20 protein-coding genes are annotated in these 22,965 nt (G+C 74.1%); 4 read left to right on the top strand and 16 right to left on the bottom strand.

Annotated features, from left to right (window positions below):
- Positions 1 to 19: 19 nt before the first annotated feature.
- The 6 genes from hutH to IF06_RS0109275 are packed head-to-tail and all read right to left on the bottom strand — an operon-like array spanning position 20 to position 7,821.
- Positions 20 to 1,558 (bottom strand): histidine ammonia-lyase, encoded by a 1,539-nt coding sequence (gene hutH, locus IF06_RS0109300; protein ID WP_030270275.1) that lies wholly within the window; start codon positions 1,556 to 1,558, stop codon positions 20 to 22.
- Positions 1,555 to 2,724, bottom strand: a complete 1,170-nt coding sequence (gene hutI, locus IF06_RS0109295; protein ID WP_030270273.1) for an imidazolonepropionase — start codon at positions 2,722 to 2,724, stop codon at positions 1,555 to 1,557. Before hutI ends, hutH begins: the two co-directional genes overlap by 4 nt.
- Positions 2,721 to 4,085 carry a formimidoylglutamate deiminase gene (locus IF06_RS0109290; RefSeq protein ID WP_030270271.1) on the bottom strand — a complete coding sequence of 455 codons (1,365 nt, stop codon included), beginning with the start codon at positions 4,083 to 4,085 and terminating at the stop codon, positions 2,721 to 2,723. The genes hutI and IF06_RS0109290 overlap by 4 nt, the downstream gene beginning before the upstream one ends.
- The gene (locus IF06_RS0109285) at positions 4,082 to 5,302 is read right to left on the bottom strand and encodes an allantoate amidohydrolase (RefSeq protein ID WP_030270269.1); all 1,221 of its coding nucleotides are present in this window, start codon (positions 5,300 to 5,302) and stop codon (positions 4,082 to 4,084) included. The genes IF06_RS0109290 and IF06_RS0109285 overlap by 4 nt, the downstream gene beginning before the upstream one ends.
- An 11-nt stretch (positions 5,303 to 5,313) precedes the next feature.
- Entirely contained in the window at positions 5,314 to 6,963 is a 1,650-nt protein-coding gene (gene hutU, locus IF06_RS0109280) for a urocanate hydratase (RefSeq protein WP_030270267.1), read from the bottom strand.
- 12 nt (positions 6,964 to 6,975) lie between these two features.
- Complete coding sequence (locus tag IF06_RS0109275) at positions 6,976 to 7,821, bottom strand: MurR/RpiR family transcriptional regulator (RefSeq protein WP_030270265.1); 846 nt, start codon at positions 7,819 to 7,821, stop codon at positions 6,976 to 6,978.
- A gap of 114 nt (positions 7,822 to 7,935) precedes the next feature.
- On the opposite strand from IF06_RS0109275, the gene IF06_RS0109270 reads away from it, so the two are divergent.
- On the top strand, positions 7,936 to 9,138 hold the full coding sequence (locus tag IF06_RS0109270) for a hypothetical protein (RefSeq protein WP_013284369.1): 1,203 nt from the start codon (positions 7,936 to 7,938) through the stop codon (positions 9,136 to 9,138).
- Positions 9,139 to 9,150: 12 nt separating this feature from the next.
- On the opposite strand, the gene IF06_RS0109265 is transcribed toward IF06_RS0109270, so the two are convergent.
- From IF06_RS0109265 to IF06_RS0109235, 7 genes are read right to left on the bottom strand one after another with little or no spacing between them, the layout of a single operon-like run.
- A complete protein-coding gene (locus tag IF06_RS0109265) occupies positions 9,151 to 10,836 on the bottom strand; it encodes a glycosyltransferase family 39 protein (RefSeq protein WP_232236643.1) in 1,686 nt (561 codons plus the stop codon).
- Positions 10,837 to 10,890: 54 nt separating this feature from the next.
- Complete coding sequence (locus tag IF06_RS0109260) at positions 10,891 to 11,730, bottom strand: glycosyltransferase (protein ID WP_013284371.1); 840 nt, start codon at positions 11,728 to 11,730, stop codon at positions 10,891 to 10,893.
- Positions 11,730 to 12,647, bottom strand: coding sequence for a glycosyltransferase family 2 protein (locus IF06_RS0109255; RefSeq protein WP_030270261.1), 918 nt, complete (start codon positions 12,645 to 12,647; stop codon positions 11,730 to 11,732). The genes IF06_RS0109260 and IF06_RS0109255 overlap by 1 nt, the downstream gene beginning before the upstream one ends.
- On the bottom strand, positions 12,644 to 13,978 hold the full coding sequence (locus tag IF06_RS0109250) for a hypothetical protein (protein ID WP_030270259.1): 1,335 nt from the start codon (positions 13,976 to 13,978) through the stop codon (positions 12,644 to 12,646). Before IF06_RS0109250 ends, IF06_RS0109255 begins: the two co-directional genes overlap by 4 nt.
- Positions 13,965 to 15,059 (bottom strand): glycosyltransferase family 4 protein, encoded by a 1,095-nt coding sequence (locus tag IF06_RS0109245; RefSeq protein WP_030270257.1) that lies wholly within the window; start codon positions 15,057 to 15,059, stop codon positions 13,965 to 13,967. The genes IF06_RS0109250 and IF06_RS0109245 overlap by 14 nt, the downstream gene beginning before the upstream one ends.
- Positions 15,056 to 15,907: a glycosyltransferase gene (locus tag IF06_RS0109240; protein WP_030270255.1), complete on the bottom strand. Its 852-nt coding sequence runs from the start codon at positions 15,905 to 15,907 to the stop codon at positions 15,056 to 15,058. Before IF06_RS0109240 ends, IF06_RS0109245 begins: the two co-directional genes overlap by 4 nt.
- 2 nt (positions 15,908 to 15,909) lie before the next feature.
- Positions 15,910 to 17,106, bottom strand: coding sequence for a hypothetical protein (locus IF06_RS0109235; RefSeq protein WP_232236642.1), 1,197 nt, complete (start codon positions 17,104 to 17,106; stop codon positions 15,910 to 15,912).
- 173 nt (positions 17,107 to 17,279) lie between these two features.
- Between IF06_RS0109235 and IF06_RS0109230 the strand changes: the two genes are divergently transcribed.
- A complete protein-coding gene (locus IF06_RS0109230; RefSeq protein ID WP_030270252.1) occupies positions 17,280 to 18,020 on the top strand; it encodes a YveK family protein in 741 nt (246 codons plus the stop codon).
- On the opposite strand, the gene rfbC is transcribed toward IF06_RS0109230, so the two are convergent.
- Together rfbC and rfbA are read right to left on the bottom strand one after the other, a co-directional pair.
- Complete coding sequence (gene rfbC / locus IF06_RS0109225; RefSeq protein WP_030270250.1) at positions 17,966 to 18,574, bottom strand: dTDP-4-dehydrorhamnose 3,5-epimerase; 609 nt, start codon at positions 18,572 to 18,574, stop codon at positions 17,966 to 17,968. The genes IF06_RS0109230 and rfbC overlap by 55 nt on opposite strands.
- Entirely contained in the window at positions 18,571 to 19,458 is an 888-nt protein-coding gene (gene rfbA, locus IF06_RS0109220) for a glucose-1-phosphate thymidylyltransferase RfbA (RefSeq protein WP_030270248.1), read from the bottom strand. Before rfbA ends, rfbC begins: the two co-directional genes overlap by 4 nt.
- 86 nt (positions 19,459 to 19,544) lie before the next feature.
- Between rfbA and rfbB the strand changes: the two genes are divergently transcribed.
- Positions 19,545 to 20,546 carry a dTDP-glucose 4,6-dehydratase gene (gene rfbB / locus IF06_RS0109215; protein WP_030270247.1) on the top strand — a complete coding sequence of 334 codons (1,002 nt, stop codon included), beginning with the start codon at positions 19,545 to 19,547 and terminating at the stop codon, positions 20,544 to 20,546.
- Positions 20,543 to 21,409 (top strand): dTDP-4-dehydrorhamnose reductase, encoded by an 867-nt coding sequence (gene rfbD, locus IF06_RS0109210; RefSeq protein WP_030270245.1) that lies wholly within the window; start codon positions 20,543 to 20,545, stop codon positions 21,407 to 21,409. The genes rfbB and rfbD overlap by 4 nt, the downstream gene beginning before the upstream one ends.
- On the opposite strand, the gene IF06_RS0109205 is transcribed toward rfbD, so the two are convergent.
- Positions 21,406 to 22,860: a sugar transferase gene (locus tag IF06_RS0109205; protein WP_036310515.1), complete on the bottom strand. Its 1,455-nt coding sequence runs from the start codon at positions 22,858 to 22,860 to the stop codon at positions 21,406 to 21,408. The genes rfbD and IF06_RS0109205 overlap by 4 nt on opposite strands.
- Positions 22,861 to 22,965 lie beyond the last annotated feature (105 nt).

Here is a 22,965-nt window from a genome sequence, read left to right as displayed (position 1 = left end):
GAACGCCGGACCGGCCCGCTCAGGCGAGCGGGCCGATCTCCCGTTCGATCGCCGCGCGCAGCTCCGGGCCGCGTACCACCTCGCGCGCGGCCTCCATCAGCGGCGCGAGGAACACGTCCGGTCCCGGCTCGCCGATGGTGCGGCCGAGCGTGTCGAGCGCCGCCCGTCCGGCCGGTGACGGCGTCAGCGGCGCGCGGAGCTGGAGTCCGCGTACGGCCGCCAGCAGCTCCACCGCGAGCAGGCTGGTCAGGTTGTCCAGCACGGTGCGCAGCTTCTTGGTGGCCGCCCAGCCCATCGAGACGTGGTCCTCCTGCATGCCACTGGTGGGCAGCGAGTCGACCGAGGCGGGCGCGGCCAGCCGGCGGTTCTCCGCCACGATCCCGGCGGCGGTGTACTGGGCGATCATCAGGCCCGAGTTCACCCCGGCGTCCGGCGACAGGAACGCGGGCAGTTCCCGGGAACGGGTGACGTCCAGCAGCCGGTCCACCCGGCGCTCGGCGATGGCGCCCACCTCGGCGGCGGCGATGGCGAGGTAGTCGGCGGCGAAGCCGAGCGGCGCGCCGTGGAAGTTCCCGGTCGACTCGACCCGCCCGTCCGGCAGCACCACCGGGTTGTCCACCACCGACAGCAGCTCCCGGCCGGCCACCACCTCGACGAAGTCGAGCGTGTCCCGGGCCGCGCCGGCGACCTGCGGGGCGCAGCGCATCGAGTACGCGTCCTGCACCGCGTGCGCCAGGTCGTCGCGGTGCGAGTCCATCACCGCCGAGCCCTGCAACAGCCGGTGGATGTTCGCCGCCGACGCGGCCTGACCGGGATGCGGGCGGATCGCGTGCAGCTCGGGCAGGAACGGCCGCTCCGAGCCGAGCATCGCCTCGATGGCCAGCGCCGCCGTCACGTCCGCCATGGCGAACAGGTACCGGGCGTCGGACACGGCGAGCAGCAGCATGCCGAGCATGCCGTCGGTGCCGTTGATCAGCGCCAGCCCTTCCTTGGCGGCGAGTGACACCGGCTTCAGCCCGACCCGGCGCAGCGCGTCGGCGGCCGGGAGGCGGTCACCGGCCGGGCCGAGCACCCAGCCCTCGCCGAGCAGCACCAGCGCGCAGTGCGCCAGCGGCGCCAGGTCGCCGGACGCGCCGAGCGAGCCGTGCTCGGGCACCCACGGGGTGACCTCGTGGTTGAGCAGGTCCACGAGCGCCTCGGCGACCAGCGGACGGACCCCGGAGCGGCCGAGCGCCAGCGAGCGGACCCGCAGCAGCATCATGGCGCGTACCACCTCGCGCGGCATCGGCGCGCCCACCCCGGCGGCGTGCGAGCGGATCAGCGCGTGCTGAAGCTCGGCCCGGCGCTCCGGGGCGACGAACGTGTTGGCGAGGGCACCGAAGCCGGTGGAGACGCCGTACACCGGGCGACCGGCCGCCTCGATGCGGTCCACGATGGACCGGGAGGTCGCCATCGCCTCGGTGGCGGCCGGGTCGAGCACGACCTTGGCGGTGCCGCGGGCCACCGCGAGCACGTCGGCGGCTGTGACGCCGGTGGACAGGATGGTCACTGTGGTCATCGCGGTACTCCGTTGTGCAGGACCTGGCGGATCAGTGGCACGCCCGGCCGGTAGGCCAGGTGCAGGTGGGACGGGGCGTCGAGGACGATCAGGTCGGCCCGCGCCCCGGGGGTCAGCCGCCCCACGTCGGTGCGGCGCAGCGCCGCCGCCCCGCCGGCGGTCGCGGCCCACACCGCCTCCGCCGGGGTCATCCGCATCTCGCGTACGGCGAGCGCGAGGCAGAACGGCATCGACGACGTGTACGACGAGCCGGGGTTGCAGTCGGTGGCGAGCGCGACTGTGACGCCCGCGTCGAGCAGCCGCCGGGCGTCCGGGTACGGCGACCGGGTGGAGAACTCGGCGCCGGGCAGCAGTGTGGCGACAGTCTCCGAGCCGGCCAGCGCGTCGATGTCGGCGTCGGTCAGGTGGGTGCAGTGGTCGACGCTGGCCGCGCCCATCTCCACGCCGAGCCGGACGCCCGGCCCGGGACCGAGCTGGTTGGCGTGCAGCCGTACGCCCAGACCGGCGGCCCGCCCGCAGGCGAGGATCGCGCGGGCGTGGTCGGCGTCGAACGCGCCCCGCTCGCAGAACACGTCGATCCAGCGGGCGTACGGCGCGGCGGCGGCGAGCATCGGCCCGCACACCAGGCCCACGTAGTCGTCCGGGCGGTCGGCGTACTCGGCCGGGACCACGTGCGCGCCGAGGAACGTGGTGTCGCCTGTGAACTCGGCGGCGATCCGCAGTGAGCGGGCCTCGTCGGCGACGTTCAGGCCGTACCCGCTCTTGATCTCGACGGTGGTGGTGCCCTGCCGCAGCATCTCCGCGTGCAGCCTGCCCACTGTGGCGCGCAGGTCGTCGTCGGAGGCCGCGCGGGTGGCGCCGACTGTGGTCCTGATGCCGCCGCCGGTGTAGGGCTCGCCTGCCATCCGGGCGGCGAACTCGGCGGCCCGGTCCCCGGCGAAGACCAGGTGGGCGTGGCTGTCCACGAAGCCGGGCAGCACCGCCGCGCCACCGGCGTCGATCCGCCGGTCGGCGGCCGGCGCGTGCCGGGCCGGACCGGTCCAGGCCACCTCGCCGTCGGAGATGAGCAGCGCGGCGTCGCGGCGGATGCCGAGCGGGTCGCCGTCGCGGCCGTCGTTGGTGACCAGCTCGCCGATGTGGTCGACGAGCAGGCTGCCGCGCGTCACGAGTCCTCCTTCGCGGTCACCGCCGCGATCGCGTCCCGCAGCTCGGTGGGTACGTCGACGGTCAGGTGCCGGCCGCCGTCCACCACGGGCCGGCCGTCCACCACGACGCTCGTCACGTCCGCGGCGGTGGCGGCGAAGAACGCGCCGACCGGCGGCACCCCGGCGGTGCGGGCGCTGTCGAGCCGTACCGTGACCAGGTCGGCCCGCTGCCCGACGGCGAGCCGGCCGGCGTCGCCCCAGCCCAGCGCGGCGTGCCCGCCGACGGTGGCGGCGGTGAGCAGCTCGGCCGGCGTGAAGTGCCCCCGCCTGCGGGTACGCAGTCGCTCGTCCATCTCCAGCGCGCGGGCCTCCTCGAACAGGTCCACCACGGCGTGACTGTCGCTGCCCAGACTCAGCGGGCTGCCCGCGTCGGCCATCCGGCGTACCGGGCCGACCCCGTCGGCCAGGTCGCGTTCGGTGGTGGGGCAGACGCAGACCCGGGTACGGCTGTCGCCGAGCAGCGCCACGTCGGCGGCGGTCGGGTGGGTGGCGTGCACGGCTGTGGTGTGCGGGCCGAGCACGCCGTGGTCGGCCAGCAGCCGCGTCGGGGTGCACCCGTGCACTGCCCGGCAGGCGTCGTTCTCGGCCGGCTGCTCGGACAGGTGCACATGCAGCGGCAGTCCGTTGCGGTCGGCCCAGCCGGCCACCGTGGCGAGCTGCCCGGCCGGGACCGCGCGCACCGAGTGGATGGCCGCGCCGAGCCGGACGTGCTCGTCGGACGGGCGGAACGCGTCCACCCGCTCCGCCCAGCGCAGCGCGTCGCCGTCGCCGAACCGGCGCTGCGGCCCGGCCAGCGGCGCACCGTCCACGCCCCCGGCCAGGTACGCGGTGTCCAGCAGCGTGAGCCGGATCCCGGCGTGCGCGGCGGCCTCCACGAGCGCGGCGGACATGGCGTTCGGGTCCTCGTACGGGGTGCCGCCGGGACCGTGGTGCAGGTAGTGGAACTCGCCCACGCAGGTGATCCCGGCCAGCGCCATCTCCGCGTACACGGCGCGGGCCAGCGCCAGGTAGGAATCGGGGTCGAGCCGGATCGCGACGGCGTACATCAGGCTGCGCCAGGACCAGAAGTCGCCGCGCCCGTCGTGGGTGCGCCCGCGCAGCGCCCGGTGGAACGCGTGCGAGTGGGCGTTCGCCAGGCCGGGCACCGTCAGGCCGGGCAGCCGGACCGCGTCGCCGAGCACCTCGACCCCGGCGGTCGGCGGACCGTCCACGGCCAGCGGGGTGACCGCGGTGAGCCGCCCGTCGGTCGCCTCGATCAGCACGTCCCGGGTGGGCTCGGCGCGATCGGGCAGCCAGGCGTACTCGGCCAGCCAGCGGGTCAGCGGCATGCCAGCTCCTCCAGCACCCGGGCCAGGGCGGCCACCCCGGCGGCGCAGTCGGCGTCGGTGGCCGCCTCGGCGGGGGAGTGCGACACCCCGGTCGGGTTGCGCACGAACAGCATCGCGGTGGGCAGGTGCGCCGCCAGCACGCCCGCGTCGTGCCCGGCGCCGGTGGGCAGCACCGGCGCGCCGAGCAGCGCGGCCAGCCGGTCGGCCAGCCCGCGGTCGAACGCGACGAGCGGGGTCGCCGACTCCTGCGTGCAGGTCAGCGCGGTGCCGTCGCGGCCGGCCCGGTCGGCGGCCTTGGTGCGTACCGCCTCGACCAGACCGTACAGCGTCTCCGCCTCGGCCGCCCGCGCGTCCAGCCAGCCGGTGACCCGGGACGGGATCGCGTTCGTGGCGTTCGGCTCGACCGACACCCGGCCCACCGTGGCGTGCGCGTCGCGCAGCCGGGCCTCCTTGTTCGCCGCCAGCACTGTGAACGCGTAGGTGAGCATCGGGTCGCGGCGGTCGGCCATCCGTGTCGTACCCGCGTGGTTGCCCTCGCCGGTGAAGTCGAACCGCCACCGGCCGTGCGGCCAGATCGCGGAGGCCACCGCGACCGGCGCGTCCTGGTCGACCAGCGCGCGGCCCTGCTCGACGTGCAGCTCCACGAAGGCCGCGAAGCGGCCGAGCAGCGCCGGGTCGGCGCCCGCCGGCCGCTCGCCGAGCGCCTCGGCGAAGGTCGTCCCGGCCTGGTCGCGCAGCCCGGCCGCGCGGTCGACGTCGATCTCGCCGGTGAGCAGCCGAGACCCCAGGCAGGGTACGCCGAACCGCGCGCCCTCCTCCTCCACGAACGCGGCCACCACCACCGGCCGGTCCGGGGTGACGCCCGCGGCCCGCAGCTCGTCCACGGCGAGGAACGCGCTGACGATGCCGAGCGGACCGTCGTACGCGCCGCCGTGCGGCACCGAGTCGAAGTGGCTGCCGGTGAGCACGGCGCCGCCGGTCTCGGGGTCGCCCCACCAGGCGAACAGGTTGCCGTTGCCGTCCTGTTGAACCGGCATCCCGCGGGCGTCGGCCTGGTTGTGGAACCACTCCCGCAGCCGCAGTTCCGGTTCGGTCAGTGCGTAGCGCAGGTAGCCGCTGCTGCCCTCGTCGCGCCCGATCGGCGCGATCTCGTCCCACAGCTTCCGGAACCCGTTAGGAAGGGACCCTTCCTCTACCGAATGCGTTAACAAGGGGCCCTTCCTTACGCTTCGGTCATCGGGACGCGGACGCCGGTGCGCCCGGCGACCTCGCGGGCGTCGTCGTAGCCGGCGTCGACGTGCCGGATCACGCCCATCGCCGGGTCGTTGGTGAGCACCCGCTCGATCTTCTGCCCGGCCAGGGCGCTGCCGTCGGCCACGCAGACCTGCCCGGCGTGGATGGACCGGCCGATACCGACGCCGCCGCCGTGGTGGATGGACACCCAGGACGCGCCGCTCGCGGTGTTGACGAGCGCGTTCAGCAGCGGCCAGTCGGCGATCGCGTCGGAGCCGTCGGCCATCGCCTCGGTCTCCCGGTAGGGGCTGGCCACGCTGCCGCAGTCGAGGTGGTCCCGGCCGATCACCACCGGCGCGCTCAGCTCGCCGGAGGCCACCATCTCGTTGAACCGCACCCCGGCGCGGTCACGTTCGCCGTAGCCGAGCCAGCAGATCCGCGCCGGCAGGCCCTGGAACGCGACCCGCTCGCCGGCCATCCGGATCCACCGGGCGAGGGACTCGTTCTCCGGGAACAGGTCGAGGATGGCCCGGTCGGTGGCGGCGATGTCCTTCGGGTCGCCGGAGAGCGCGGCCCAGCGGAACGGGCCCTTGCCCTCGCAGAACAGCGGCCGGATGTACGCGGGCACGAACCCGGGGAAGTCGAACGCCCGCTCGTATCCGCCGAGCTCGGCCTCGCCCCGGATCGAGTTGCCGTAGTCGAAGACCTCGGCGCCCGCGTCGAGGAAGCCGACCATCGCCTCCACGTGCTTCGCCATCGACGCCCGCGCCCGGTCGGTGAACTCGGCCGGCTCGGCCGCCGCGTAGTCCCGCGCGTCGCCGAGGTCCACGCCCTCCGGCACGTAGGACAGCGGGTCGTGCGCGCTGGTCTGGTCGGTCACGATGTCGATGGCGACGCCTCGGCGCAGCAGCTCGGGGAAGACGGTGGCGGCGTTGCCGACCACACCGACGCTCAGGGCCCGCCGGTCCCGCTTCGCGGCGAGCGCCCGCTCGACCGCGTCGTCAAGCGAGTCGGCGATCTCGTCGAGGTAGCGGTCGTGCGCCCGCCGCTCCAGCCGGGACCGGTCCACGTCCACGATCAGGCAGGCGCCGCCGTTCATGGTGACCGCGAGCGGCTGCGCGCCGCCCATGCCGCCGCACCCGGCGGTGAGCGTCAGCGTGCCGGCGAGCGTGCCGCCGAAGCGCTTCTCGGCCACCGCGGCGAACGTCTCGTACGTGCCCTGGAGGATGCCCTGGGTGCCGATGTAGATCCAGGACCCGGCCGTCATCTGCCCGTACATGGTCAGGCCCAGCGACTCCAGGCGGCGGAACTCCGGCCAGGTTGCCCAGTCGCCGACCAGGTTGGAATTGGCCAGCAGCACGCGCGGCGCCCACTCGTGGGTGCGCATCACCCCGACCGGGCGGCCCGACTGCACGAGCATCGTCTCGTCGTCGCGCAGCTCGGTCAGCGTCCGCACCAGCGCGTGGTACGACGGCCAGTCCCGGGCCGCCTTGCCGGTGCCCCCGTAGACCACCAGGTCCTCGGGGCGCTCGGCCACCTCCGGGTCGAGATTGTTCATCAGCATCCGCAGGGCGGCCTCCTGCGGCCACCCCTTCGCGGTGCGTGCGGTGCCGCGGGCGGCGCGGACGGGCTGGTGCATCTCGTACTCCTCTCAGCCGAGGAACAACTGGCGGCGGGCGGCGGACGACTCGAACGCCTCGAGCCGGTTCTGGGTCTCGGCCGGTGCGGCGTCGCAGATCGCCTGGAGCACCACCATGGCCAGCGTCATCGGGGCGGTGTGCAGATCGAAGACCAGGTCGGCGCCGACGGCGGCGGGCAGCACCACCTCGGCGTGCTCGGTGGCCGGGCTCACCGGCGAGTCGGTGATCGCCACGACCGTCAGCCCGGCGTCCCGGGCCTCGCGCAGCGCGTCCAGGGTCTCGCGGGGGTAGCGGGGCAGCACGAACGCCAGCATCGCCGTCGCGCCGGTCGCGACCGCCTGGTCCAGGCGGTCGACCAGCATGCTGCCGCCGTCGTCGAGCACCCGCACGTCCGGGTGCACCTTGGCGGCGAAGTACGCGAAGTACGCGGCGAGCGGCGCGGCGGCGCGCAGCCCGAGCACCGGCAGCGGACGGCTGGCCGCGAGCAGCTTCCCCACCTCGGCGACCCGGCCGGCGTCGGCGAGCTGTGCGGCGAGCCGGTTGAGATTGTCCCGCTCGGCGTGCACCGCCCGTTGCAGGGCGTTGCCGGCGGCCGGTCCGGCCGACCCGGTGACAGTGAGTTCCCGCAGGCGGCGGCGCAGCGCGGGGTAGCCGTCGTGCCCGAGCGCCATGGCGAACCGGGTCACCGACGGCTGGCTGACGCCTGCCAGCTCGGCCACCTCGGCGGCGGACAGGTACGCCGCCGCGCCCGCGTGCCGCACCAGGCAGTGGGCGATGCGGCGCTGGGTCGGTGTGAGCCGTACGCCGTGGAACAGGTCGAGCAGGCGGTCAGGGGAGGCCGCACCGCTTTCATTCACGAGCTGACTCTATGCATGAAAACTTTCAGAGCGCAAGAGTGGCCCGACCGCAGGGAGATCCGACGGGCGTGCTCTCTGTACTATCCGCACGGCGGGTGAGCAGAGGAGTGGGGCATGCAGCCGGAAGGTCCGTACAGGTTCACCGAGGTGCTGGGCGAGTGCCAGGTCGGCAGGGCCTGGGCCGCACTCGACGGGCAGGACCGCGCGCTGACCGTGGCGGTCCTGGACGGCGCCGCAGCCGGTGACCAGCGCTGGCGCGAGGCGTTCACCAACGCGGCGAACGTGCTGGCCCAGACGCCCGGCGGCCACCGGTACGTCAACTCCGACTTCGCCGCCGGCCAGCCCTGGGTGGCGTACCCGTCCGAAGAGGACGGCGCTGCCGAGCGGCTGTTCCGCAGCCTGGGCATGGACTACCAGCGCACCGCCACCGCCGAGATCCTCCCGCCGCCCCCGCCGGTGTCCGCGCCGCCGCAGCAGGTCTCGTCCCCGCCGCAGTTGCCATGGAGCCCGCAGCCGTGGGCGATGACGCCGCAGCAGCCGGTCTCCGGCGCGCCCGTCTCGTCCGGCGCGCCGGTGTCGCCCGGCATGCCGGTGTCGCCGGGCATGCCGGTGCCGGCGATCCCGGCCCAGGCCACCGCCCCGGATCCGCTCGTGCCGACCGGCGGTCCCCGGATCGCACCGGTCGCCCGCCCGCCCAAGAGCCGTACCGGCCTGTGGATCGGGGGTCTGGTCATGGCGGCGGTGCTCGCCGGCGGCGCCGGTCTGCTGGCCGGACGATCGCTCGCCGACGGTGGCGAACCGTCCACTCCGGCGGCCAGCGCCTCCCCGGCGCTCTACGAGGCCACCCAGCAGTCGCTGAACAAGGCGAAGTTCGACGCCACGCTCATGCCGATCGCCGAGCCGTGGCTCGACGGGGTGGGCGGTTGCGCGATCAACACCGAGAAGAGCGGCCCCGGGCTCGCCGCCGGCGAGAAGCAGCACGTCTTCTGCCGCTACCTGGGCGTGTCGGTGCACTTCGCCGAGTACGAGTCGGCCGAGAAGAAGGAGGCGGCGCGCGCCTTCCGCCAGCAGATGGGCATCATCGGCCGAGCGCTCGCGCCGGGCATGCGGGAGGCCGGACCGGCCACCGGCGGCGTCAGCGGGGCGCAGGGCAGCTACGTCGAGTACGCCGGCAACGGCCAGGACGGCCGCCCGGTCTGCGGCATCTGGTGGGGCCGCGACGACAACACGAGCGCGATCTACATGGAGACGCCGTGCGGCGCCGGGCTCGGCGGCAACTGGGACGCCCTGCGCGACCTCTGGCAGCGGCACAGCTAGGACGCCGCGCCGCTAGCGGACGCGGGCGCCGTTCGGCGGCGGCACCAGGCAGACGTCGCTGCCCTTGGTGACGCCCGCGGCCAGGTCGAAGCGGACCACGCGCGCCCCGCTGAACTGCCGCTCGGTGACCGCCACGCCGCTGCCGCCGAGCCGGACGATGACGTCCCGGTTCGCCCCGTCGGCCCAGTCGGTGGCCTGGAACAGCCAGACCCGGGATCGTCCGGGCAGCAACGCCGACACGGTCCGCCCCGGGCACCCGCCGGGGCCGGCCGCGACCACATAGGCGTCCGCCGCCGGGCCGTACCACGCCTGGGCGTTCCACGAGACCGTGGTGGCCAGCACCAGGTCACCCGGGCGGCGTTTGTCGTCCAGGTAGCCCAGCGCGCCCCGGTAGTCGACCGCGTTCGCGCCGCCGCCCTGGGCGAAGGCCCGCGCCGGATGCACAGTCGCCACCACTGCGGTGGCCAGCTGCGGAACGGCGAGCGCGAGCAGGAGCACCACCCCGACCACCCACCTGATCCGGGCGGGCAGGCCGGCCCGCATCGGTGGCGGTGCGACGGCGAGCGCGGCGAGCAGCAGGCAGGCCGGCACCGCGTAGAGCGCCAGCCGGCCGTTGAACGGGTAGACCGACACGGCCGCGCCGGCCAGCCCGGCCGTCAGCGGCGTGAGCAGGACCAGCACCGCCACAGTGGAGATCCGGCGCAGCCCGGCGGCCGTGCCCAGCACCAGCAGCGGTACGACGACCCACGCCGACCAGGCTACGAACGGCACTGTGGCGAGACTCCGGTACGTCGCCGCGAGCCATTCCACTGTGGCGGCCAGATCGGTGAGCGAGTGCGCCGGATAGATCGACTTCGCCCGCCAGTACGCGGCGAGCTGCGGATCGGCGAGTCCCGGCGCCAGGAACAGCACGTACACCACGAGCGCCACCACGGCCCAGGCCGGCGCCGGGGCGAGGAACCGGCCCAGTTCACGCCACCTGCTCGCCCACTGCCGATCCGGGCGGGACAGCGCGTACCCGCCCAGCAGCACACCGAGCGCGCCGGTGACCGGAATGGACAACGTGCTGACGAACGCCATGACCGCCGCGGTCGACCAGAACACCGCCGACCCGGCCCAGGTGACGCCGTCCCGGACGAGCAGCAACGCCAGCCCGACCACGAGCGTGACGCCGAACGCCTCGGCGCTGTACTGCTTCAGCTCGTTGGAGTAACCGATGAGGAACGGCGCGACGGCGACCAGCAGCAGCGCCGCCAGCGCGGCGAGCGGCGGCAGGAGTGCCCGGCCGAGCCACGCCACGAGCGGCAGCAGCGCCAGCCCGAACAGCAGCGGCACCAGCCGTAGCGCCCGCTCACCGTCGCCGAACTGCTCGAACGCGAACCGTTCCAGCCACAGCCAGCCGGGCGGCGCCGACTGGCTGAACGCCAGCGGCTGCAACAGGTCCAGGTAGCCGCGCTCCCGGATGTTGTGCGCCACGTACAGCTCGTCGCTCCAGAAGCTGCGCGCGTACGCCCACTGCCGGATCCGCAGCACGGCGCCCAGCGCGACGAGCAGGCCCGCGACGGACCAGTACGGGGACCGGCTCAGCCGGTCCCACGCGAGCGCGACGAGCGCCACCGGCGTGCCCGGCCGCGACGGCACCGGCGTCGCCGACGCGGGCGCCATCGAGGGGGAGAAGGCCGGGCGTGTCACGGACACGGCGAGACGGTATCAAAGCGTCATTCACGTCAGCGGCCCCGCGACCGGCTTCGATCACTGGCCGGCGCGGTCCGGCGTGGACGGAGTGGCGGAGACCGCCGTGCCGACCAGCCCGGCGGCCCGGCGGTGCCGGCGTGCCGGTCGCGGCAGGCCGACCAGGAACTCCGGGAACATGCCGAAGAACGTCCGGGCGCTGCGCAGCTCCAGCGTGTGCGCCCGGGACCAGCGCACCGAGTTGGTCGCGCGCGCCCAGTGGTGGGTCCACCGCACGTCACCGAGCACCGCCACCGGCATCCCGTTCCGCCAGGCGCGCAGCCCCAGCTCGTGATCCTCGTAGTAGAGGAAGAACCGCTCGTTCCATCCGCCCAGCTCGGTGACGTCGGCGGTCCGGCCGGCCACCGCCGCGCCCATCACCCAGGCCACGTGGCGCGTCTCGCCGGGCGCGGCCACCAGCCGGTACGCGGCGTGCAGCCGGGACAGCGGCCACACCTTCCGGTTGCCGAGTTTCGCCGTCGCGTACGGGAAGCCGCGCCCGTTGGCCTGCGGTGTGCCGTCGGTGCCGAGCAGTTGCGGCGCGACCAGTCCGCCGTGCGTGTCCAGGTGCCGGGCCAGCACGTCCAGGTCGTCCGGGCGCACCTCCAGGTCCGGGTTGGCGAACAGCACGTACCGGCCGGTCGCCTCGCGCAACGCGACGTTGTTGGCGCGGGAGAAACCGACGTTCTCCGGCAGCCGGATCACCCGCGCGCCCAGCTCCTCGGCGACCGCCGCCGAGTCGTCGGCCGAGGCGTTGTCGACCACCAGCCACTCGTACGGCTTCGGACCGCGCCAGCAGCGGCGCAGCGTGTCCGCCGAGTGGTAGCTGACAGTCACCACTGTCCACGGCTGTGCCGTCATCACGCCCTCCGAGCGGTCAGGTAGCCGAGCAGGGACGCGAACCCGAACCGCGGCCCGGTCCAGCGGCGGCGGGCCGCCGGCCCCTCCACGAGCCCGCGTCCGATGCCGCGCAGGAACGGGCGCAGCAGGCCCTGCCGGATCCGCCGGGCGGCGAGCGCGAGGTGTGCGAGCGCCAGCACCGGCACCGCCACGAGCAGCAGCGGCCAGGTGAACGTGCGGGACGCGACCAGCAGCCGGTTGCGGGCCAGCAGGAACGCCCGGAACCCCTGCAACCGGTCGTCGCCGTCCACGCTGTGGCCGCCCGCGTGCGGCAGCACCACGTCCAGCCCGCGCGTGCGCAGCCCGGAGGCGTAGAGCCGGAACGCCAGGTCGGCGTCCTCGCCCCAGGCGAACAGGTGCTCGTCGAAGCCGCCGAAGCGTCGGTACAGCGCGGCCGGGAAGACCGCCGCGCCGCCGGACGGGCCGAGCGGGGCACGACTCGCCGTGGACCGCCTGTCGATGAACAGCGACACCGGGTTCAGGTCGATGCCCGCGTACTCGCCGCCGTGCATGGCCAGGCCGACAGCGAGCGGGGCGTCCGGGTCGGCGGCGACGGCGGCGCAGATCCGGGCCAGCGCGTCGTCCGGCAGCCACACGTCCGGGTTCAGCAGCAGCAGGTGACTCGTGGTGACCGTCGCCGCACCCCGGTTGCAGCCGGCCGCGAAACCCGGGTTCGTGGAGTCGGGCAGGTACGCGTACCGGTCGGCCGGCAGGTTCCCCGCGATCACCTCGGCGCACCCGTCGGAGGGCCAGTTGTCCGCGAAGACGAACCGGACCGGCAGGTCACCGGCGCTGCGGACCCAGGTCGGCAACGTCTCGGCGAGCATGCCGGCGGACCGGTAGAGGACGGTGACCACTGTGAGCCCGTCGAACGTCATGCCGTGCTCCTGCCCAGCCGGTGCAGCACCCAGAGGCCGGGCACCAGGCTCAGCCAGGTCGGATAGATCAGCGGATACAGCTCGTAGACGCCGAACAGCGCGAAGTAGACGACGAACGCCCGCGCCAGTTGCCCGGCCGGCGCGCGGGAGAACTCGAACCACCGTTCGGTCGCGCCCACCGCCAGCCCCAGCGCGGCCAGGAAGAACACCGCCCCCAGTGGGCCGTAGTCGAGCAGCGGGATGGCCACGAACGTCGCGGTGTTCATCAGGTACGGCTGGCTGAGCTGGGACGTCAGGCCGTACAGGTCCGCCTTGCCGACGATCGGCTCGACCCGGGAGCCGAGGAACGTCAGCGAGTACGTGCCGTACCGGGGCTCCAGGTGCTCCCGCTGCGACCACACCCGCCCGAACGTCTCGGTGGACGAACTCAGCGACAGGTCAAGCGATCCGGCGCTGCTGGTCAGCGCGTTACTGCCGTAGCGGGCCCGGAACTCGGTCTCGAACGCGCCGGTGCCGGCCATGGTGCGCTGCCCGCCGAGGAACACCGCCGCGCCGAGCGCCACCGCGCCGATCAGCAGCACCACAGGCGTCCGCGCGGCCAGGAACGACGCGGCCCGTCCCCGGGTACGCCGGACCGACAGCGCCGCGATCAGCGCGGGTGCGATGCCCACCAGCACCGAGTTCTTGCTCGCGCCGAGCGCGGCGCCGACGGTGAAGACAGCGGTGAGCGCGTAGTAGACAGGCAGCGCCCGGCCGCGCGCGGACAACGCGCGCAGCAGCGAGACGGCCATGCCGAGCGTCCACGCCTCGGACAGCAGTCCGATGATCAGGTTCGACTGCTCGCGCAGCACCTGCCGGGCGGCGTCCGGGTTGTCGGCGAGCAGCGGCGGCACAGTGCCCCGGAACCGGATCGCCGCGGTCACCACCGCGACGCCGAGCAGCACGAGCAGGTACGTCAGCAGGCGCCGCTCGGACGGCCAGGACAGCGCCGGGCGGGACCGGTCGCCGTCCTCGTCCCGCCTGTCGATCAGCCGCCGGCCCACCGCCCAGGCCAGCAGGAAGACCGTGACGTAACCGGCGAGCACCGGCAGCACCCCACGACCGGCCCAGGAGTCGTACGGGCCGGGCAGCACCCGTACGGCCAGCAGTGCGGCGGTCCAGACGGCGGCGCAGGCGGCGAGCGCCCACATCCGCAGGCGCGCGGCGATCAGCGTGCCGACCGTCAGCGCGAGCGCGACGGCGAACCCGGCGTCGAGCGTGGCCAGCAGCAGGGCCGCGCCGAGCGCGAACGGGATCCCGACCGACCAGAGGCGTCGCTCAGCGGGTGCCACGGGCGACCGTCCGGTACAGGTCGTGCCAGTTGTCCACGCATCCGTCGAACGAGTGCCGGTCGGCGTACTGCCGGGCCAGCTCGCGCCGCCGCTCGTCCCACGCGGCCGGGTCGGTGGCCGTCCGCACGGCGGCGGCCAGTGCCTGCGGCGTCAGGTCCGCCCGGTACGCGAGCACGCCGTCACCGGCGGCTGTCACCTCGGTCAGGCCGCCCGCGCCCGAGTGCACCACCGGCACACCCAGCGACATCGCCTCCAGCGCGCTGCGCCCGAACGCCTCCACCCGGGACGGCACCAGCAGGCAGTGCAGCCGTTGCAGGAACGGCGCGGCGTCGACCCGGCCGACCAGGTGCAGGTTCGGTCGCTCCTCGACGTCGACGGTGCCCGCGCCGGCGACCAGGAACTCCACGTCCGGCAGCGCGGCGGCGACGTCCGCGAGCAGGTCGGCGCCCTTCTCCCGTTCCAGCCGGCCGAGGAAGCCGACCCGCACCGGGCCGTCCGGTGCGAGACCACCGGTGTCGGTCACCTGCGGCCAGATGGCCGGCAGCGGGTTCGGGATCACCCGCACGTCGCGGATCCGCCCGCGTACCCGAAGCTCGTGGGCCTCGAAGCCGGAGACCGCGACCGTCGCGTGCGGCCGCAGCCGCCGGAACATCAGGTCGGTGCTGATGTTTGCCTGCACCGCGGCCTTCGCGCGCAGCGTCTCCGCCGTGTCGCGGTACTGCCAGAGGCTGTTGTGCAGCGTCACCACCAGAGGCGTGCGGCGGCCCCGCACGCCCAGCCCGGCGCGGGCGTGCATCGCGGCGGAGAGCAGGTGCGCGCTCACCACGTCCGGCCGCAGCTCCTCGACGAGGGCGCGGATGCCGCGCGCGTACCCCAGGTCCACCCGCTTGGCCGCGCCCAGCGGACGCCACGGCACGCCCGCGTCCCGCAACGCCGCCGCCACCTCGTCCTCAGGGGTGGCGGCGACCACGTCGACGCCGCGGGCCGCGAGCGCGGGCAGCATCTCGATCAGGAAGCGCTCGGCGCCGCCGAGCTGCCGCCGCCCCGACCCGCCGGTGGTGCAGACGAACAGCACCCTCATCGGACGCCCATGCCTTCCAGGGCGCCGCGGGCGATCGCCCGCCGCGCCGCCCCGCCACCCACCGCCGCCCGGGCGAGCACCCCCAGCGTGTACGCGGAGCACGCCACAGTGCCCCGCCATCCGGCCAGTTCACGGCTGGCCCGGATGAACTCGCGGGTCTGCCGGCGGGAGATCTCCTCGGCCGCCCACCGGCGCTTCGCGCTCGCGTCGTCCTCGTGCGTGACCACGGCATCCGGCAGGTACGCCAGGCGCAGCCCGAGCCGGCGCACCGCCCAGCACAGCCGCAGGTCCTCGGAGTAGAAGAACGACGACTCGTCCACGCCGCCGATCCGGTCCAGCGTCTCCCGCCGGATCGCCACGAACGGCCCGGAGAGCCAGTCACCACGCTCCGGCGGGGCCACGATCCGCAGCCTCGGGAACACCAGGCTGAGCCCGGTGGCGTGCGCGACGCCGGTGCCCACTGTGAGGAAGCGGCCGGCGGCGGTCTGGTCCCGGCCGGTCGCGTCCAGCACCTTCGGGAACGCCGCGCCCACGGCCGGGTCGTCCAGCTCGGCCACCAGCCGCTCGATCGCGCCGGGCCGCACCAGGATGTCGTTGTTGGACAGCACCACCCGGGACCGGGTGCTGTGCCGGACACCGAGGTTCATGCCCTTGGCGTAGCCGAGGTTCGTCTCCGAGCGCACGTACCGGGCACCGGTCTCGGCGCACATGGCCCGCAGCTTGTCGCTGATCTCGGCGGCGCTGCCGTTGTCCACCACGACGGCTTCCACACCCTCTGGGAGCGAGCGGACGCAGCCGTCGGTGCGCTCGAAGTCTTCCCAGGTCAACACGACGATTGAGACGTCCACCGCTAGGCCATCCGATTGACGAGGAGGTGCGTGGACCGCTGGAGTCGCTGCCGGGTGCGCAACGCGTAGACGCCGTAGGCGACAGACGACGCGACCGCGGCGCCGAGCGCGCCGGCCCACGGGATGAGCAGAACGTACAGCACCACCGACACCGACATGGTGACGAGGGCCACGGCGGTGGTGGCCTGCTCGCCCGCGCGCTTGAGCAGCGCCGCGCTCCACGTCTTGCCGGCCGACAGCGCCAGCGTCCCCGGTAGCAGGAGAAGCCCGAAGATCCAGGCGTCCCGGTAGTCGGGCGCCAGCACGCCGAGTACCGCCAGGCCGATCACGGCGAGCGCGGCGATCGGCAGCGCCGAGCGCACGACCTCGCGGCCGTGGTCGCCGATCGCGTCCGGGTCACGCTCGGCCAGGATCCGCTGCGCCCGTACCACCGCGCCGGACTGGGCGAACTCCAGCGCCGCCACCGCCAGCGCGAACACGCCGAGCGCGCCCGCGCCGGCGAACCGGGCCACCAGAACCTGACTCAGCCGGTACGTCAGCATCTGCGCGCACACCCCGACGTGCAGCCGGCCCACCGCGAGCAGGTCGGCGCGGTACTCCGTGCGCCCCGCCGTCGCCGCCGGCACCGGCCCGAACCGCCGCGCCCAGCCCAGCACCGCCACCCCGAGCACCGTCGCGGTGGCGACCTGCACACCAAGCCAGAGCACGCTCCACAGGCCACCGTCGAGCCGGTGGCCCAGCCAGAGCAGCCCGTACCCGGCCACCAGCACCGCGCCGCCGAGTGCCCGCATGGTGTAGACGAACCAGAACCGCTTGAGGCGCAGGCCGAGCGACGCAGCCGCGTTGAACACGGTGAGCGCGCAGCCCGCACCGATGCCCACCGGGTGGCTGCCCAGCCCGGCCAGCGTGGTCAGCAGCGCCGCGGCCAGCGCGGTCAGGCCGAGCGAGACGGTGAGGATGCCGGCGATCCACAGACGACCGCGCGACATGATCCAGCCGGCCGGACGGGACAGCAGGAACGTGTCCACTGACAGGCCGCCGAGTGCCGCGCCCACAGTGGCGCTCACCATGTTCGCCGCGAGCTCACCGCGTTCCGCAGCCGGCAACGTGACCGACACCAGCGCGGCGAGCCCGGTCAGGCCCAGGGCGGCCAGATAGAGACGCTCGGGGGAGACGATCCGCCGGACCCGGCCTAACACCCGGCGCCCAGGCGCCGGCGCCGGCCGCGAGCCCGCCACGCGGAATCCACTCGTCTTCCCCCAAGATGCGCGGATGTGTGCGGGCCTGTTCTACCCGACATGAGCGCCGTTGCGCAATGGACCCGGCGGGCGGGTACGCCCGCAACGGCCCGCCGCCGGTAGGGTGACGCGTCGTGGACCTCGCCCACTCCCTCCGCGACACGATCGGCAGGCGGTGGCCGATCGTGCTGGCGCTGACACTGCTGTGCGGCGCGTTCACCGGGGTCCTCGCCGAACGGCGACCGCCGCTCTACCGGGCCGAGACCCAGATGGTCGTCACGTTCGCCGCCGAGAAGTCGGCCGCGCCCCAGCCCCGCCCGCCGGCCGACGAGGCGGGCCGGTTGATGCAGCGGCGGGTCAAGACGTACGCCACCATGATGAACACGCCCCGGCTGACCCGCCCGGTGATCGACTCGCTCGGACTGCCGTACACCACCGACGACCTGGCCGGGCGCGTCGTCGCCTCGTCCACAGTGAACTCGCTGGCGATCGACGTGACGGTCACCGACCGGTCCGCCGGCACCGCCGCCGCGATCGCCGCCGCGCTCGCCGCCGAACTGCAACGGATCGCCGAACGCGACCTGCCGCCCGCCGGGCTCGGGCTCAAGGCCCACGTCGCAGTGGTCCGGGCCGCCGCGCCGCCGCCGCGTTCCGAGCCGGTGCGGTGGCAGTGGTACGCCCTCGGCGGTGCGCTCGGCGGCCTGGCGCTCGGGGTCGGCATCGCGTTGGTGCTCGGCTACCGCCGGGCCGGCACTCCGGTGAGCGCGGACGTGCGGGCGCTCTGGGCGACGACGGTGCGCCGTGCGGCCGGGGTGCCGGGTCAGACCGACGGCCGGGTCGCCGACGCTTCGGTGAAGGAGCGGCAGGCGTCGTAGCCGGGCAGCAGACCCGCGGCGCGCGCCTCGGCCAGGCGTGGCGCTGCCGCATCCCGCTCGGACAGCAGCGGCATCGCCGCCGGCCAGTCGATCCCGAGGTCCGGATCCAGCGGGTGTACCGTGTGCTCGGCCGCCGGGTTGTACGTGGCGGAGCAGAGGTAGCTGAGCGTCGCGTCGTCGGTGAGCGCGCAGAACCCGTGCCCCAGCCCTTCGGCCAGGTAGACGGCCCGCCGGTCGGTGTCGTCGAGGCGTACCGCCTCCCACCGGCCGTACGTCGGCGAGCCGGCCCGCACGTCCACCACCACGTCCAGCACCGCCCCGCGTACGCAGGTGACGTACTTGGCCTGGCCGGGCGGTACGTCGGCGAAGTGGATGCCGCGCACCACGCCCCGCGCCGAGACGGACAGGTTGGCCTGCGCCAGCCGCAGCGGACGGCCGACCGCCTCGGCGAGCCGGTCGAAGCGGTACCACTCCAGGAACAGGCCCCGCGCGTCGCCGTGCCGGCGCGGGGTCACCTCCCAGGCGCCCTCGATGCTCAGCGGACGGATCTTCACGACGCGCTCCCCGAACCGGACCGCTCGGCCAGCAGGCCCAGCAGGTATTCACCGTAACCGCTGCGCGTCAGCGGATGGGCCAGCATCCGCAGCCGCTCGTCGTCGATCAGCCCGGACCGCCAGGCGACCTCCTCGACACAGCCGATCTTCATGCCCTGGCGCTCCTCGATCACCCGGACGAACTCGGCGGCCTGCATCATCGACGTGAACGTGCCGGTGTCCAGCCAGGCGGTGCCCCGGTCGAGGACCGTCACCGTCAGTTCGCCCCACGCCCGGTACGTCTCGTTGATCGCGGTGATCTCCAGCTCGCCCCGGGCGCTCGGCGTCAGCTTGCGGGCGATGTCGACCACCCGGTTGTCGTAGAAGTAGAGGCCCGGCACCGCGTACCGGGACCGGGGACGGGCCGGCTTCTCCTCGATCGACAGCACCCGGCCGGCGTCGTCGAACTCGACCACGCCGTAGTCCTGCGGGTTCGCGACCGGGTACGCGAAGACCCGCCCACCGGCCGGTTCGCCGTGCTGCGCGAGCTGCCGTCCGAGCCCGACACCGTGGAAGATGTTGTCGCCGAGGATCAGCGCCACCGCCTCGTCGCCGACGAAGTCGGCGCCGAGCAGGAACGCCTGCGCGATGCCCTCCGGGCGGGGCTGCTCGGCGTACGTCAGGCGCAGGCCCCACTGGCTGCCGTCGCCGAGCAGCCGCTCGAACTGGGTGCGGTCCTCCGGTGTGGTCACCACCAGGATTTCCCGCACCCCGGCCATCACCAGAGTGGAGAGCGGGTAGTAGACCATCGGCTTGTCGAACACCGGCATCAGTTGCTTCGAGACGGCCCGGGTCATCGGCCAGAGCCGGGATCCGGTGCCACCGGCGAGAAGGATTCCGCGCACCCGCGGAGACTACCCGCGGCGCCGCCGCCCCCGTGGCCCGTCGACGTCCCGCCCGGGCTGCCGGTACGGCGTAGACTCCACCATCCGTGAGGATCCTCGTCACCGGCGGCGCCGGCTTCATCGGGTCGGAGTACGTGCGGATGCTGCTGGGCGTGCCCGGCGGCGACGCGTCCGGGGTGCCGGTCGAGGACCCGGCCGCGCTGACCGTGCTGGACAAGCTCACCTACTCCGGCAACCTGGCGAACCTGGCACCGGTACGCGACGACCCCCGGCTGCGCTTCGTCCGCGGCGACATCTGCGATCCGGCGCTGGTCGACGAGGTGGTGCCGGGCCACGACGTGGTCGTCCACTTCGCCGCCGAGTCGCACGTGGACCGTTCGATCACCGGTGCTGCACCGTTCGTCACCACGAACGTGCTCGGCACCCAGACGCTGCTGGACGCCGCGCTGCGGCACGGCATCAGCCGGTTCGTGCACGTCTCGACCGACGAGGTGTACGGCTCGATCGACTCCGGCTCGTGGACGGAGGACTGGCCGCTGGCGCCGAACTCGCCGTACTCCGCGTCGAAGGCCGGGTCTGACCTGCTGGCGCTGTCCTACCACCGCACCCACGGCCTGGACGTCGTGGTGACCCGCTGCTCCAACAACTACGGGCCGTACCAGTTCCCGGAGAAGGTCGTCCCGCTGTTCGTGACCAACCTGCTCGACGGCGGCACAGTGCCGCTCTACGGCGACGGCGGCAACGTCCGGGACTGGCTGCACGTGCACGACCACTGCCGGGGCGTGGCGATGGTGCAGGAGAAGGGTCGGGCCGGCGAGGTCTACCACATCGGCGGCGGCACCGAGCTGACCAACCGGCAGCTCACCGAGCGGCTCCTGGCGGCGTGCGGCGCGGGCTGGGACCGGGTCGTGCCGGTCACCGACCGCAAGGGCCACGACCGCCGCTACTCGCTGGACATCGGCAAGATCAGTGGCGAGCTGGGGTACGCCCCGAGCATCGACCTCGACCGGGGCCTGGCCGAGACGGTCCGCTGGTACCGGGACAACCGGGCCTGGTGGGAGCCGTTGAAGACGGCCGGCCCCGAATGACCCGGATCCTGGTCACCGGCGCGGGCGGGATGCTCGGGCGGGACCTGCTCGCCGTGCTGCGGACCCGGCCGGACCTGTCCGTCACCGCCGCCGGCCGCGCCGACCTCGACGTCACCGACACGCACGCGGTCCGGGACGCGGTGGGCGGCCAAGACGTGGTGCTCAACGCCGCCGCGTGGACCGACGTGGACGGAGCCGAGACCCGCGAGCGGGACGCCACAGCCGTGAACGGCGACGCGGTCGCCGCGCTGGCCCACGCCTGTGCCGGGCCCGGCGCGCGCCTCGTGCACGTCTCCACCGACTACGTGTTCGCAGGCGACGCCACCGAGCCGTACCCGGAGGACGCCCCGACCGGCCCGGTGAACGCGTACGGGCGCAGCAAGCTCGCCGGGGAGCGGGCGGTGGCCCGGCTGCTGCCGGAGACCGGGTACGTGGTGCGTACCGCCTGGCTCTACGCCACCCACGGGCACAACTTCGTCACCACGATGCTGCGGCTGGCAGCCGAACGCGACCGGCTCGACGTGGTGGACGACCAGCGCGGCCAGCCCACCTGGTCGTACCGGTTCGCGGAGCGTCTCGTGGCGCTCGCCGACGCGGCGCTCGCCGGCGACGCGGCACCAGGGACGTACCACGGCACCGCCGCCGGCGAGACCACCTGGTACGGCCTGGCCCGCGCCGTCTTCGCCCTGCGCGGTCTCGACCCGGACCGGGTCCGGCCGACCACGAGCGACCGCTTCCCGCGCCCGGCGCCGCGCCCCCGGTACGGCGTGCTGGCGCACGGCCGCTGGGCGGCGGCGAAGCTGCCGCCGCCGGGCCACTGGCGGGCGGACCTGGCGCAGGCGCTGACCGGCGACCGCGGCTAGCGGCCGCCGCCCCGGAAGACCTCGGTGACGGTACGCAGCACGATCTTGATGTCGAGCCAGAGCGACCAGTTCTCGACGTAGTAGTTGTCGAACCGCGCCCGGTCCGAGATCGGCGTGTCCCCGCGCAGCCCACTGACCTGAGCGAGCCCGGTGAGCCCGACCGGTACGCGGTGCCGCATCGCGTACCTCGGGTATTCCATGGAGAACTTCTCCACGAAGTACGGCCGCTCCGGCCGGGGCCCCACCACGCTCATCTCGCCGCGCAGGATGTTCCACAGCTGCGGCAGCTCGTCCAGCGAGGTCCGCCGCATGAACCGCCCGATCGGGCCGACCCGCTCGTCGTGCGCGATCGACCAGGTGGTCTGCGACTCGAGCTCGTCGGCCGGGCGCATCGACCGGAACTTGATCACGTGGAACGGCTTGCCGTACCGGCCGATGCGCTCCTGACGGAAGAACACGCCCCGGCCGCCGTCGAGGAACGTGGCGACGACGCAGAGCAGCAGCAGCGGGCTCAGCACCAGCAGGGCGGTCACCGCGAACACCACGTCGGAGGCGCGCTTGAGCCGCCACCGGGGACCGGTGAGCGTGGTGTCGCCGATCTTGACGATCGGGATGGCGCCGATGTGGTCCGGGTAGCCGCCCTGCGACCGCGACCCCCACAGGCGCGGCACCGCCCACAGGTCACAGCGCGAACTGGCCGGACGCAGCAGCGACTCCATCAGGTCGGCCTCGGAGCAGTCCGGGTCCGCGATGACCAGGACCTCGCACTCCAGCATCTCGGCGAGCTTCTCCAGGTCGTCGATCGTGCCGATGAGCGGCAACGCGCCGATCCGCGGCCGCGACGGGGCGTCGACAGCGCCGACGAACCGCAGCCCGTACTGCGGGTAGCGCCGCAGCAGCCGGGCCAGCTCGCCGCCGATCGGCCCGCCGCCGATGACTATGGCGTTGTGCTCCACCCACCGGCGCTTGCGGGCCAGCAGGATGAGCCGGCTGTTCAGCGCCCGCCCGACGATCACCAGGCCGGCGGAGAGCGCGACGCCGCGCATGAACCCGCTGACGTACGGCACCGAGTCGTGCCGCAGCGCCGCGATGATCGCCCCCACCGCGCCGGAGGCCAGCAAACGGCCGCCGAGGCTCGGCAGTTCGTCCAGGATGCTGATGTGCCGGCGCGGCCGGTAGAGCCCGCCCGCGGCGAACAGGCCCACGGTGAGCGCGGCGTTGAACAACGTGCCACGCCAGTAGTTCTGGGTCAGCAGCAGCGGCGTGAGCAGCGCCGCGACGTCGATGGGCGCGGTCACCATCCAGGCCCGCAACCATCGGGTACGCGTCGACGCCCGCGACCCCGCGTACGGCAGCACCGTGGTCGTGTCCATGCCGCTGTCCATCGGCCTGTTCATGGCCACACCGGACGGCGGCGCAGACGGATGCTCGAACGCCGGCAGGCGTGGCATGGTCGATCCTCCCCCGTGACGCCGCCGGCCCGGATACAGAGACCGACGGCGATCGCAGGATACGAGCGACCCCGCCCCGCCGCCAGCACCGGCATGGCAGACCGA

Origin of the sequence: Micromonospora globosa (genome assembly GCF_000717585.1) — a bacterium.
Taxonomy (GTDB): domain Bacteria; phylum Actinomycetota; class Actinomycetes; order Mycobacteriales; family Micromonosporaceae; genus Micromonospora; species Micromonospora aurantiaca.
The sequence above is the reverse complement of the archived record's forward strand: the minus strand, read 5'-3'. Positions and strand labels throughout refer to the sequence as shown.